General features: G+C 67.8%; 12 protein-coding genes. 11 read left to right on the top strand and 1 reads right to left on the bottom strand.

The window, feature by feature from the left end:
* Positions 1–61: 61 nt before the first annotated feature.
* The 4 genes from ffh (at position 62) to IPJ61_RS10945 (ending at position 7185) form a co-directional block, all read left to right on the top strand.
* A complete protein-coding gene (gene ffh, locus IPJ61_RS10960; protein ID WP_297106961.1) occupies positions 62–1597 on the top strand; it encodes a signal recognition particle protein in 1536 nt (511 codons plus the stop codon).
* Between the two features lie 307 nt (positions 1598–1904).
* Positions 1905–4319, top strand: coding sequence for a FlgD immunoglobulin-like domain containing protein (locus IPJ61_RS10955; protein WP_297106958.1), 2415 nt, complete (start codon positions 1905–1907; stop codon positions 4317–4319).
* 154 nt (positions 4320–4473) lie between these two features.
* Complete coding sequence (locus IPJ61_RS10950) at positions 4474–6105, top strand: O-antigen ligase family protein (protein WP_297106954.1); 1632 nt, start codon at positions 4474–4476, stop codon at positions 6103–6105.
* A gap of 9 nt (positions 6106–6114) precedes the next feature.
* Positions 6115–7185 carry an amidohydrolase family protein gene (locus IPJ61_RS10945; protein ID WP_297106951.1) on the top strand — a complete coding sequence of 357 codons (1071 nt, stop codon included), beginning with the start codon at positions 6115–6117 and terminating at the stop codon, positions 7183–7185.
* A 3-nt stretch (positions 7186–7188) separates the two neighbouring features.
* Here IPJ61_RS10945 and IPJ61_RS10940 read toward each other — a convergent pair whose 3' ends face one another.
* Entirely contained in the window at positions 7189–7533 is a 345-nt protein-coding gene (locus tag IPJ61_RS10940; protein WP_297106948.1) for a metallopeptidase family protein, read from the bottom strand.
* Positions 7534–7828: 295 nt separating this feature from the next.
* Here IPJ61_RS10940 and rpsP point away from each other — a divergent pair, with 295 nt between their 5' ends.
* From rpsP to IPJ61_RS10905, 7 genes are all read left to right on the top strand, one after another.
* Positions 7829–8266 (top strand): 30S ribosomal protein S16, encoded by a 438-nt coding sequence (gene rpsP, locus IPJ61_RS10935; RefSeq protein ID WP_297106945.1) that lies wholly within the window; start codon positions 7829–7831, stop codon positions 8264–8266.
* 2 nt (positions 8267–8268) lie between these two features.
* On the top strand, positions 8269–8517 hold the full coding sequence (locus tag IPJ61_RS10930) for an RNA-binding protein (protein WP_297106942.1): 249 nt from the start codon (positions 8269–8271) through the stop codon (positions 8515–8517).
* 66 nt (positions 8518–8583) lie between these two features.
* Entirely contained in the window at positions 8584–9105 is a 522-nt protein-coding gene (gene rimM / locus IPJ61_RS10925) for a ribosome maturation factor RimM (protein WP_297106939.1), read from the top strand.
* Entirely contained in the window at positions 9102–9821 is a 720-nt protein-coding gene (gene trmD, locus IPJ61_RS10920) for a tRNA (guanosine(37)-N1)-methyltransferase TrmD (RefSeq protein WP_297106936.1), read from the top strand. Before rimM ends, trmD begins: the two co-directional genes overlap by 4 nt.
* Before the next feature lie 154 nt (positions 9822–9975).
* Positions 9976–10623, top strand: a complete 648-nt coding sequence (locus IPJ61_RS10915; protein ID WP_459251300.1) for a succinate dehydrogenase cytochrome b subunit — start codon at positions 9976–9978, stop codon at positions 10621–10623.
* On the top strand, positions 10620–12623 hold the full coding sequence (locus IPJ61_RS10910; protein ID WP_297106930.1) for a fumarate reductase/succinate dehydrogenase flavoprotein subunit: 2004 nt from the start codon (positions 10620–10622) through the stop codon (positions 12621–12623). Before IPJ61_RS10915 ends, IPJ61_RS10910 begins: the two co-directional genes overlap by 4 nt.
* Positions 12620–13381: a succinate dehydrogenase/fumarate reductase iron-sulfur subunit gene (locus IPJ61_RS10905; protein ID WP_297106926.1), complete on the top strand. Its 762-nt coding sequence runs from the start codon at positions 12620–12622 to the stop codon at positions 13379–13381. The genes IPJ61_RS10910 and IPJ61_RS10905 overlap by 4 nt, the downstream gene beginning before the upstream one ends.
* The last annotated feature ends 168 nt before the right edge of the window (positions 13382–13549 follow it).

Raw genomic sequence — 13549 nt, 5'->3', positions numbered from 1 at the left:
CACCCCGCGCGGTTCAAGTATCCTTGGGCGCGATCAAGCACATTTGCGAAGGGACGCCCAAGTGTTCGACACGCTGCAAGACCGGCTTTCGTCGGTGTTCAAGGGGCTGCGCTCCAAGGGGCGCCTGACCGAGGCCGATATCGATGCGACGATGCGAGAGATCCGCATCGCCCTGCTCGAGGCCGACGTCAACCTCGGCGTCGTCAAGGAGTTCGTCTCCACCGTCAAGACCCGGTCGCTCGACGCGGAGCTGTCGAAGGCCCTGAACCCGTCACAGCAGATCATCAAGTTCGTCAATGAGGAGCTCGTCTCGATCCTGGGCGGCGAGGCCCGGCCTATCCGGCACGCGAAGCGGCCCCCGACAGTCATCATGCTCGCCGGCCTCCAAGGCGCGGGCAAGACGACGCTCGCGGGCAAGCTCGGCCTATGGCTGAAGGAGAACAAGCGCACGCCGCTGCTCGTCGCCGCAGACCTCCAGCGCCCGAACGCCGTCAACCAGCTGCAGATCGTCGGCGAGCGCGCGGGGGTTCACGTCTTCGCGCCCGAGCCCGGCAACGGCGTCGGCGACCCCATCGACGTCGCCCGCCGCGCCATCGAGCACGCCGAGCACAAGCTGTACGACGTCGTGATCGTCGACACCGCGGGCCGCCTGGGCGTCGACCAGGAGCTCATGCAGCAGGCTGCGAACATCAAGGCCGCTGTCGGCCCGGACGAGACGCTGTTCGTCGTCGACGCCATGATCGGCCAGGACGCCGTCAACACCGCCAAGGCGTTTGACGAGGGCGTCGGGGTCGACGGCGTCGTCCTCACGAAGCTCGACGGCGACGCCCGCGGCGGCGCGGCGCTCTCGATCGCGCGCGTCCTCGGCAAGCCGATCATGTTCGCCTCCAACGGCGAAGGCCTTGGCGACTTCGACATGTTCCACCCCGACAGGATGGCCTCGCGCATCCTCGGCATGGGGGACGTCCTGACGCTCATCGAGCAGGCGGAGAAGACCTTCGACGCGGAGCAGTCGCGCGCCGCCGCCGAGAAGCTGATGGGCAAGAACAAGTTCGGCCTCCAGGACTTCCTCTCCCAGATGCAGCAGCTGCGCAAGATGGGGCCGATGTCGAAGATACTCGGCATGCTGCCCGGCGCGGGCCAGTTCAAGCAGGCGATCAACGAGATCGATGAGAAGGAGATCGACCGGATCGAGGCGATCATCTACTCGATGACCCCCGCCGAGCGCGACGACGTCTCCATCCTCAACGGCTCCCGCCGCGCCCGCATCGCCAAGGGCGCAGGGGTGCAGGTCTCCGAGGTGAACAAGCTCGTCAACCGCTTCGTCGAGGCTCGGAAGATGATGGAGGCCATGGCCGGCGGCGGGATGCCCGGGATGCCGGGAATGCCCGGTATGGGTGCGGGTCGTCGCGCGGGCTCCAAGAAGCCGGTGACGAGCAAGCGAAAGGGCAAGAAGCCCGCGCCGCGGCAGGCCCAGCGCCCCGCGCAGCGCCTGCCGCAGCAGCCGGCCGTGCCGCAGATCCCGCAGTCGATGGACGACTTCCAGCTCCCCCCTGAGCTGCAGAAGATGTTCGACCAGAACAAGCCCAAGTTCTAGGAGCGTGCTGAACAATGCCTCCTCCGGCGAGGACGTGCCAGGCGGGATGAGATACGACCCCCGTATCTCGACGAGTATGTCCACCCTCCCGTCGACGAGTGCAACGAAGCAGACGGCGTGCCAGGGCGCTGCGCAGTAGGCCACCTTCCGCTTTCGTAAGGGCCCTAGTCTCCTCCAAGGAGGATGTGGGTGTCCGGGTCCTAAAGTACCCCGAGTGCTCGTGGTTCCTTGGAGGCGCTAAGTTCCTCCCAGCGGACGACGAGAGTCCGCGTCGTCGGCCGAGAAGCGGCCGCCTCGGGGAGGACCTATGAAGAGCGAACCTGTTGAGCCCATGCCGGTGCGGCCGTTAACGGGAGCAGCTCGCGCAGGGCGCCGCATCGCCGCCGTCGCGATGGCCGGTGCCTTAGCCCTGGGCGGTGCGATCGCGCAGCCTGCAGAGGCAGCGGTGAAGGCAAAGGTCGACGTGCCGCTGCCGGTGGGGACCGCGGTGGCGACGCCGATCCCGTTTGGCGCGAACGGAACGCTGATCCCCATGGACTACGGCTGGATGGCGACCGAGGATGGAAAGTCCTGGTTCGACGTCGACGTGCCGGAGTCGGTGTGGACCCGCGACTTTGTGGCGATGAACACCCAGAACGCCTTCGTGGGCTACACCACGGAGTCGGTACATGCGCGCGTCAAGCTGAAGAAGGGCGCGAAGCCGGAGAAGATGCCAGCGGTGCCTGAGGACAGCTGGCGCGTTGTCCATCAGGAGAACGGCGTCGTCTACCTCCAGGAGGTGGGCTCGGACCGAGAGGTGTGGTACCAAGCGTCCGACGGCGCCCGGAGTTTGCTGGACACAGTACGCGGCGGCAGCGTCCGTATCGGCTACGTCGATGGCTGTCGGGTCTCGTGGTACGCCGAGGAGTGGGAGCCGCAGCCGTCCGCCTGGACCGTGCTGTTCGACACCTGTGCAGGCACCCAGTTGGCGACCTTTGACGGTGACCAACTCCGGATCGAGGCCTATGCCGACGGCGCGGTGACCTACGTCGAACACGACTATGACACTGAGGAAGCACGCGTGTGTCGTCGGCCGTTGGCCGGGGGCGCGGACAGATGCCTCACCGGGAAGTTCGTCGTCGAAGGATTCCTCGGTGGGGGAGTCCTGACCACGCCGCAGGACCAAGGCGCGGTTCCCACCTACCGGTTCTACGACATCGCAACCAAGAAGTCGGCCTGGACGTTCACGGGCGACTGTGGGTGGGCCGATGAGCAGATTGCCTGCGCGGACGCCTCGGGGAGCATCTTCCGGATGGGCGCGACGGGTCGTCAGGGCAACGTCGGGAAGCTGCCGAAGGTAAAGACCTGGGCGAAGATAGCGCTGGGTGGCGCTGATCTCTACCTGGTCTCACGCACCGGCGGCACGATCTCTCGGATCCAGTCGGATGGCAAGAAGGTGGGCGCCCCCAAGCAACTGTCGGCTGGCCGCGATGTGTCTGCGTCGGCGGCGCGCGCAGTGGTGGGCAACACCCTCCTCGACAGGGCCAAGGTCACCAAGAAGGCCTTCCTTCCCGCCCGCGCAACCGCGGGGCGGATGTCAGGGCCATACGTCACCTACACGGACTTCGCCGTGGACCGTTCGTACGTGAAGCGGACCGACGGCAAGACGCTCCTGAGCACCGCCGACAAGATCGTGGACGTCTTCGGACCCAGGGCGCTGGTCCAAAGCGATCGTGCTCTCAGGGTGGTGGATGTGGAGTCTGGAAAGACCATCGCGTCGCGGTCAGTGAAGAGCATTCGAGCGACTGGGCTCTGGGGCGACCTCGCCTACTACACCACCTACGACGAGACGCGCGACAAGATCGAGCTTTTCGAGTGGAACTATGTGACCGACGGCAAGGGCGCCAAGAAGGCGAGGCAGCTCAAGGCTGGCATCCCGACGACATCAGGGGAGATCACAGATGGCTTGCTCGCCTTTGACGACGCCATCGTGAATCCGGTGACCGACAAGCTGACCTGGCACGGTGGCAGAGTCGAGGCAGCGACCAACAACCGTGTTGCGTACGCCGTGGAGACGCAACGGCCGGACAAGGTGCGGGTGGAGACGCTCGACTTCGGGGGGAAGTCCGCGCCGCGGATGCTGGGTGTCGTGGCGAAGTCGTCGATCAAGTCCGGGGACGCCTGGACGCCGGAGATCGATTTCAGCAAGCCGTTGCTGAAGGGCAAGCTGGAGATCCGGGATGCGAAGAAGAAGCTGGTTGCGACGGTGAAGCTGCCCGCCACGGCCGATGGTTCGTACCGCGGGGTGGGCTGGGACGGGAAGGACACGAAGGGCGTCCCGGTGAAGGCGGGCACGTACACGTGGACGGTGAAGGCGACCGACGATCCGGCGCGCACCGGACTGAAGAAGGGCCAGGAGGCCCAGGCGCTGGACGGCAAGAGCGCGGCATCGGGGAAGATCAAGGTCTCGTTGAAGACGTTCGCGAAGTCGGCGACGCCGAAGGTGTCGGGGACGGCGAAGGTCGGCTCAAAGCTGAAGGCCAAGGCAGGGACGTGGTCTCCGAAGCCGACGTTCACCTACCAGTGGCTGCGGAACGGGAAGAGCATCAAGGGCGCGAAGAAGTCCTCGTACACGGTGACCTCGTCCGACAAGGGGAAGAAGATCAGCGTGAAGGTGAAGGGGTCGAAGGCGGGGTGCAAGCCGGTGTCTACGACCTCGAAGGCCACGTCCAAGGTGAAGTGAGGCGTCGATAGCTTCGCATGAGTCGCGGGATCCCCGCCCAGCCGCTCCGGTCGCGTCCGCGATCGCGGTCTGGGCGGGGATCCTGCTGCTGCCGCTTGCCGAGTTCCGGTGGGGTGCCGACCCTGGGGTAGCGCTCCGCCTCGTCGTCTCCGCGGTGGTTCTGGTTGCGGCCGCCGTCGTGCTGCGTGGGACCCGCAGCTTCCTCGACCACCGCGTTCTGCTCGCCGCTGGAGCGGGGCTCGCGGCGTTCGTCGCCGCCGCGCTTCTGGGCGCGACCCCGGTGCTCTCTCTGATGGGGCGTTTCCCGCGCTACGAGGGAATCGGGATGCTGCTGCTGTACGTCGGCCTAGCCGCCGCCGGCGCCGTCGTCATCTGCGGGCAGCGGCTGCAGCAGGCTTTGCTCGCGCTCGCCGCGCTCCAGGCCGTCCTGCTGACGCAGGTCGTGTGGGAGACGGCGCAGGGCGGGGCGCGGGTCGCGACCTCCGTCGGCAACGCGTCAGACCTCGCCGTCGTCGGGCTGACCGGGTTCGGCGTCCTGCTGTGGCATGCGCTGACATACAGATATGCCTGGCTGTGGGCGGGCACCGGTGCCGCCGCGTTCGTCGTTCTCCTGAGCGGGTCCCGAGGTGGGTGGTTCGGCCTCGTGGCGATCGTCGCGGGCGCCGTCGTCCTGCTGGCGACTGCTCGACGGTGGCGCACCGGGGCATGGGCCGGCGGCATGCTGCTCGCTGCGGCCGCCGTCGTGCTTGCGGTGCCGGGCACGCGGTCGCGGCTCCTGGGAGAGGGCCTCGCTTTCCGGACAGCCGACGGCCGCCTGCTGATGTGGCGCGAGACGCTTGCGCTCGTGGGCGACCGGCCGATGACGGGGGCGGGGCCCTCGAGGTTCGTCGACGAGATCGGCGCGTTCCATACGGAGCAGTGGGCGCGGATGGTCGGGCCCGAGAACCCGCCGGACTCGCCCCACAACGTCGTCCTCCAGGTCCTTGCCTCGACGGGCATCCTCGGTGCGGTGGCGGCGCTGGCTGCGGTCGTCGTCGTGGTCGTCCTGCTGCTGCGCGCCCGCTCCGACTGGGCGCGGGCCTGCCTGCTCGCAAGCCTCGGCGCAGGAGTCGCGCTGTGCTTCCACTTCACGACCCTGTGGGCGCTCGGTCCGCTGTTGATGTGCCTCGGCGGCGCGCTCGCGGCGCGTGCGCGGCGAGCCTGGCCCTGGGTGACGGCGCTGCTGGTGGTCGCCGCGTGGGCGGCGGTCGTCGGTGTCCTCACGATGGTCTCCGAGGAGCGGCTGGCGGGCGACATCGAACGGCTCGCCGCGACGGAGTCGGGCGCGGGCGTACGACTCGTGGCGACCATCTCGTCAAAGTCCTGGGATCCCGACTTCGTGAGGCGCGGCGGCTACGCGCTCGTGAGCTTCGCGGAGCAGGGCGAGGCCGACCCTGCACCGGCCCTTTCCGCGCTGAGCACAGCCTGCGACAGGCTGCCCCGGTCGACTGAGTGCGCTCAGACCCTAGGCAACGCCCAACTGCTGGCTGGCCACGCTGACGACGCCGTCCGCACGCTCTACGCAGTCATCGACCACGCACCCACCAACTCCGACACCTGGCTCTGGCTGGCCGACGCGCGGGCCGTCTCCGGCGACATGGACGGCGCCGTCGAGGCCCTCGTGCGGGTCACGGAGCTGAGGCCCGACGACCCCACTGCATGGGATGCGCTCGTCGTCGCGTACGAGCGGATGGGCGAGGCCCGTCTCGCCGAGGCCGCCCGGGCCGAGGCCGATGCGCGGCGATAGGCTGGCCGCATGAACGGCGCCCTCCATATCCGCGGCCACCTGCTCCCCGACGACGAGGTCGTCGACCTCTGGATCGCCGACGGCGTCCTGCAGCATGAGCCGGTCCCGGACGCCGACACCATCGCCACCGATGCCTGGATCATTCCTGGCCTGGTGGACGCGCACTGCCACATCGGGCTTTCCGCCGAGGGCGCCGTCAGCCCCGAGACGATCCGCGCGCAGGCGCTCGCCGACCTCGCCGCAGGCACCATGCTGATCCGGGATGCCGGGTCGCCCTCGGATACGCGCTGGGTCCAGTCCGACGACGCTCTCCCGCGGCTGGTCCGCGCCGGCCGGCACGTGGCCCGGCCCAAGCGCTATCTGCGGAACCTGGGCGCCGAGGTGGAGCCAGAGGACCTGGTCGCGCAGGTCCGGCACGAGGCGCGTTCGGGCGACGGATGGGTCAAGCTGGTCGGAGACTGGATCGACCGCGCCGTCGGCGACCTGGCGCCGCTCTGGCCGGCCGACGTCGCGGCCCAGGCCATCGCCGTGGCCCACGAGGAGGGCGCTCGGGTCACCGCGCACTGCTTCGGCGAGCAGGCCGTCGCCGAACTGGTGGCCGCGGGCATCGACTGCATCGAGCACGGCACCGGCATGTCCGACGACGTCATCGCCCAGATGGTCGCGCGCGGCACGGCTCTGGTGCCCACGATGATCAACCTGGCGCGGTTCCCGCAGTACGCGGCGCCCGCCAAGGAAAAGTTCCCGGCCTATTACACGCACATGACGGATCTGTACGAGCGCAGGAAGGACACCATCGGGAAGGCCGTCGACGCGGGCGTCGCTGTCTACTCGGGCACCGACGCCGGCACCGTCGTGGCGCACGGCTCCATCCGCGAGGAGATCGCGGAGTTGGCGGAGGTCGGCGGTGCGGAGTTCGCCCTCGGCGCCGCGAGCTGGCGTGCCCGCCCTTGGCTCGGCGCCGACGTGCTGACCGCAGGCGCCAGCGCCGACCTCATCGTGCTCGACGCCGACCCGCGCGCGGACCTCTCGACGCTGTATCGTCCCGTCGCCCGCGTCCTGAGGGGCCGCGTTCTATAAGGGTCAGCCCCAGCCCAGCTCGTGGAGCTTCTCCTCCTCGATGCCGTGGTAGTGGCCCAACTCGTGCACGAGGGTGATCCAGATCTCGTCGTACAGCTCGTCCTCGTCCTGGCACATGCGCGTTAGCGGGCCCTGGAACAACACGATGCGGTCGGGGAGCTGGCCGAAGCCGTACTGCTCACGCTCGGTGAGCGCGGTTCCGTCGTAGACGCCGAGCATGTCGGTGCCGTCCTCCGGTTCGTCCTCGATGACGAAGATCAGGTTGTCGATGCCCTGGAGGAGCTGCTCGGGAAGCTCGCCGAGCGCCTCCTCAACCAGGAGTTCGAACGCTTCCGCGGAGATCTGCACGTCGACGAGCGTAGCCGCACCCTCGGAGCCTGACCGATAAGTGCGGTGAGATAGGCGCGGGACGGCCCTGAGAGCCAGAATCCCGATCTGGCCACACTTATCCGTCAACGTGGTGCGTGTTTGGGCCGAGCCGGGAACCTCTGGCACAATGTCCGCTGCACCTTCTTCGTTCGTGCCCTCTCACGCGGGCGGGGGAGTCCCTCAGGTTTGCGCCGCGCGTGCCCCACACGCATAGGCGCGTCCATCCACTCGCCTGCGGCCGCAGGCACACTGAGTAACAGGAGAAACCACACCAGTGGCAACCAAGATCCGCCTGAAGCGTCTCGGCAAGATTCGCTCGCCCCACTACCGCATCATCGTCATCGACTCGCGCGCCAAGCGCGACGGCCAGGCCATCGAGGAGATCGGCCTGTACCACCCGAAGAACGACCCGAGCGTGATCCGCGTCGACTCCGAGCGCGCGCAGTACTGGCTGGGCGTCGGCGCGCAGCCGACCGAGGCCGTCGTCGCGATCTTCAAGCGCTCCGGCGACTGGCAGAAGTTCACCGGCGACACCAGCCCTTCGGGCATCGACCCGCAGCCGGAGCGCCGTGACCGCGAGGCCGAGTTCGCCAAGGCCCTCGCCGAGGATGCCGGCGCCACCGCGCCCGCCATCTCGAAGGCCAAGAAGAAGGCGGCGGAGGCTGTCGAGGCTCCCGCCGCCGAGGCCGAGGCCCCCGCCGAAGGCGAGTGAGCATGCTGGCCGACGCCTTGGAGCACCTCGTCGCAGGAATCGTCTCGAATCCCGACGACGTGACGGTCAAGGAGAAGGACCTGCGCCGCGGACGGCTCCTCGAGGTGCGCGTGCATCCGGAGGACGTCGGCAAGGTGATCGGCCGTCAGGGCCGCACCGCGCAGGCGCTGCGCACCGTGATCGGCGCGCTGGCGGGCAAGGAAGGGATCCGGGTCGACTTCGTCGACGTGGATCGGCCCCGCCGCCGCTGAGGCAGTCAACCGACGCCGGTCGAGCACATCGCTCGACCGGCGTCGCACATTCCCGAGGAGGGCCAAATGACTGACACCATCGAGGTGACTGTCGGCCGGTTCGGCCGTGCGGTCGGCATCCGTGGCGAGATCGCCGTCGACCTGCGCACCGACGAGCCAGGGCGCAGGTTCTTTCCCGGAGCGAAACTGCTGCTGGGCGAGAAGGGCAAGAAGGTCGAGATCGCAGGCGTGCGCTGGAACCGTGGCCGACTGGCCGTCACGCTCGTCGGCTACCCCGACAGGACCGCCGTCGAACCGCTCACAGGGCAGCTGTTGCATACCCGCGTCCCGGCCGCTGAACGGCCGAGCGAGCCCGAGGAGTACTTCGACCGCCAGCTGGTCGGCATCGCGGTGCTGCGGCATGACGGAACGCCCGTCGGAACGGTGACCGAGGTCGCTCACCTCCCGGCGCAAGACGTGCTGGTGTGCGATGTCGCCGGCGAGGAGCGCATGGTGCCCTTCGTGCAGGCTCTCGTTCCCGTCGTCGATGTCGAGGCTGGGCACGTCCGCCTCGCTGACGTCGCGGGTCTGCTGGAGGACGACGAATGAGGATCGACGCCGTCAGCATCTTCCCCGACTACTTCGCGCCGCTGGGGCTGAGCCTCGTCGGCAAGGCCATCGCCGCAGACACCGTCGAGGTTGCCGTGCATGACCTGCGCGACTGGACCCACGACCGGCACCGGACCGTCGACGACACGCCCTACGGCGGGGGCGCGGGCATGGTGATGAAGCCGGAGCCGTGGGGGGAGGCCCTCGACGCGCTGGAGCAGGCATCGCCGCTGCCGATGACGGTGATCGTCACCACGCCCGCCGGCCGACCGTTCACGCAGGAGCTGGCCTACGAACTGGCGGCCAAGGAGCGGCTGGTGTTCGCGTGTGGCCGGTACGAGGGGATCGACCAGCGCGTCGTCGACTATTGCCAGGAGCGGTACGAGGTCGTCGAGGTGAGCCTCGGCGACTACGTGCTGGGCGGGGGAGAGGTCGCGGCGCTGGCGATCACGGAGGCCGTCGTGCGGCTGCTGCCCGGCGTGCTGGGCAATCCGGAGTCGCTGCGGGAGGAGTCGCACTCAGCCGGGAACGCGCAGCTGCTCGAGTATCCGAACTACACGAAGCCGCCCGTTTGGCGCGGCCGGGAGGTGCCAGATGTGCTCCTCAGTGGGAACCACGGCCTGGTCGCGAAGTGGCGCCGGGAACAGGCTGAGGCCCGCACGAGGGAGCGACGACCCGATCTGGCAACGCCCCTAGCCAGCAGCGAAAATACGTGAGGATTTAAGCGCGTAATTTCGTTTTTGCGGAAGCGTGGTTTAACCTGCCCCCTACCACCATTGAGGCCCTCCTGTTGGCTAGAGTGAGCCCGTGGCAACAACACTCACCATTCATCAACGAGCGTTGCGTTCGACGGTCATCAAGAAGGTCATCATGGCGGTGACCGGCTTGGTGATGATCGGATTCCTGCTCGTGCACATGTACGGCAATCTGAAGATGTTCGTGAGCTTCGAGGCTTACGATCACTACGCGCACTGGCTGAAGGGGCTGACCGACGACGGCGGCATCATGGCTCCGATCATGCCGGCCGGGCAGTTCATCTGGGTCTTCCGTTTCGCGCTCCTGGCTGCGATCGTCCTGCACATCTGGTCCGCGGCGTCGCTGTCGAGGGACACCATCCGCAACCGGGGCGACAAGTACGTCAACAGCAAGCGGCTCGTCCAGACCTACTCGGCGAGGACCATGCGCTGGGGCGGCGTCATCATCGCGTTCTTCGTCGTCTTCCACCTGCTTCAGTTCACGATCGTCCCCAAGTCGTTCGGCGGTGACCCGCACGAGCCGCACACAATGGTGATGAACGCCTTCCTGGAGTGGTGGATGGTCGCGTTCTACGCGCTGTGCATGGTGCTGATCTGCATGCACGTCCGTCACGGCGTCTGGAGCGCGCTCACGACCCTCGGCGCCAACACCAGCACGGAGGCCCGCAAGGTCCTGAACCTCGTCGCGATCGTCGTCGCCGTCGTCCTCTACGTCGGCTTCATGATCATGCCCCTCGCCATCCTGTTTGGAGTGATCAAGTGACCACCACCGCAACCACCCAGGAGTTCTGGGTCGACGGAGCGGACATCGCCGACGCCAAGGCGCCCACCGGCCTCGACATCGAGAAGGTGTGGAAGACCCGCCAGTTCCAGGCTCGCCTTGTCAACCCGGCCAACCGCCGCAAGCTGTCGGTCATCATCGTCGGCACCGGCCTCGCAGGCGGCGCCGCCGCGGCGACGCTCGGCGAGGCGGGCTACAACGTCCTCAACTTCTGCTACCAGGACAGCCCGCGTCGCGCCCACTCGATCGCGGCCCAGGGCGGCATCAACGCCGCGAAGAACTACCGCAACGACAACGACTCGACCTTCCGGCTCTTCTACGACACGGTCAAGGGCGGCGACTACCGCGCCCGCGAGACCAACGTCTACCGGCTCGCCGAGGTCTCGGCCAACATCATCGACCAGTGCGTTGCGCAGGGCGTGCCCTTCGCCCGCGAGTACGGCGGTCTCCTCGACACCCGCTCCTTCGGCGGCGTGCAGGTGCAGCGCACGTTCTACGCCCGCGGCCAGACGGGCCAGCAGCTCCTGATCGGCGCGTACCAGCAGCTGGAGCGCCAGGTCGCCGCGGGAACCGTGAAGATGTACACCCGCCACGAGATGGTCGAGCTGATCGTCGTCGACGGCCGGGCCCGCGGCATCGTGACCCGCAACATGGTCAACGGCAAGGTCGAGACGTGGACGGCGGACGCCGTCGTGCTCGCGACCGGCGGCTACGGCAACGTGTTCTTCCTCTCCACCAACGCGATGGGCTGCAACGTCACCGCCACCTGGCGTGCGCATCGCAAGGGCGCCTACTTCGCCAACCCCTGCTACACGCAGATCCACCCGACCTGCATCCCGGTGCACGGCGACACACAGTCGAAGCTGACGCTCATGTCGGAGTCGCTGCGCAACGACGGCCGCATCTGGGTGCCGAAGAAGGCGGAGGACTGCGCCAAGGATCCGCGTCAGATTCCCGAGGAGGACCGCGACTACTACCTGGAGCGGATCTACCCGGCGTTCGGCAACCTGGTGCCCCGCGATATCGCGTCGCGCCAGGCGAAGAACATGTGCGACGAGGGCCGCGGCGTCGGCCCCGCCGTCGTGGAGCGCGACGCGCACGGCAACGAGCGCAAGATGCGCCGCGGCGTCTACCTCGACTTCTCCGACGCGATCAACCGCCTCGGCGAGGACGCGGTCAGGAACAAGTACGGCAACCTGTTCGACATGTACGCGCAGATCACGGGTGAGAATCCGTATCAGACGCCGATGCGCATCTACCCCGCGGTGCACTACACGATGGGCGGCCTGTGGGTCGACTACGACCTGATGAGTTCGATCACCGGCCTCTACGTCGCGGGCGAGGCGAACTTCTCAGACCACGGCGCCAACCGCCTGGGCGCGTCGGCGCTCATGCAGGGCCTGGCCGACGGCTACTTCGTGCTGCCGAACACCATCAACGACTACCTGGCCGACGCGCCGTTCGAGAAGCTCGACGCGGGCCACCCGGCGGTCAGCGAGGCACTCGCCTCCGCGCAGGCGCGTATCGACAAGCTCATGTCCATTCAGGGCACCCGCTCCGTCGACTCCTACCACAAGGAGCTCGGCGCGATCATGTGGGAGTACTGCGGCATGGAGCGCACCGAGGAGGGCCTCAAGAAGGCCATCGGCCTCATCCGGGCGCTGAAGGAGGACTACTGGAACAACGTCCGCGTCACCGGCGTGGCCGAGGACTTCAACCAGGCCCTCGAGCGGGCAGGACGCGTCGCCGACTTCTTCGAACTCGGCGAGCTGATGTGCATCGACGCGCTGCACCGGCGCGAGTCGTGCGGCGGCCACTTCCGCGCGGAGTCCCAGACGGAGGACGGCGAGGCCCTGCGTCATGACGACCAGTTCCTGTACGTCGGCGCCTGGGAGTGGGGCGGCGAAGGGGGCAAGGCCGTGTTGCACCGCGAGCCCCTGAACTACAAGGCAATCGAACTCAAGCAACGGAGTTACAAGTGAAGCTCAAGCTACGTATCTGGCGCCAGGCGAACGCCAACGCCGCCGGCCGGATGGTCGAGTACAACCTCGACGGCGTGTCTGAGGACATGTCCTTCCTGGAGATGCTCGATCTGCTCAACGAGAGCCTCACGGCCGACAACCAGGAGCCCGTTGCGTTCGACCACGACTGCCGCGAGGGCATCTGCGGCATGTGCGGTGTCGTCATCAACGGCAGCGCTCACGGCCGGGGTGAGTCTCCGGTGCCGACGACGACGTGTCAGCTGCACATGCGCTCGTTCGAGGACGGCGCCACGATCGACATCGAGCCATGGCGCGCGGGGTCCTTCCCTGTGATCAAGGACCTCGTCGTCGACCGCACCGCCTTCGACCGGATCATCCAGGCCGGCGGCTTCATCTCGTCGAACACGGGCGCGGCACCCGAGGCGCACTCGACCCCCGCGCCCAAGCGTGAGGCCGACATCGCCTTCGACAACGCCACGTGCATCGGCTGCGGCGCCTGCGTCGCGGCGTGCCCGAACAGCTCCGCCATGCTGTTCACGTCGGCGAAGATCACGCACCTGGCCATGCTTCCGCAAGGCCAGCCCGAGCGGTACCGCCGGGTGAAGTCGATGGTGGCGCAGCACGACGAGGAGGGCTTCGGCAACTGCACCAACATTGGTGAGTGCGCCGCGGTCTGCCCGAAGGGCATCCCGCTGGAGTCCATCGCTCAGCTGAACCGCGATCTCATCGCGGCGATGTTCAAGCGCGACGGGAAGTGAGTTCTGCCCGGCGTCAGCCGGACAAGAGTCAGGTTGAGTAAGGACGAGCCGCTCGGCGAGTTCGCACCGAAACCTCACACTCCGACGGCGCGGCCCCCGGATTTCCCGGGGGTCGCGCCGTCTGGCATAATTTCTTCTCGCTGCCCGTTCCGGGCGGCCCCAAATCAC

The organism is Tessaracoccus sp. (genome assembly GCF_016714275.1).
GTDB lineage: Bacteria > Actinomycetota > Actinomycetes > Propionibacteriales > Propionibacteriaceae > Arachnia.
The sequence above is the reverse complement of the archived record's forward strand: the minus strand, read 5'-3'. Positions and strand labels throughout refer to the sequence as shown.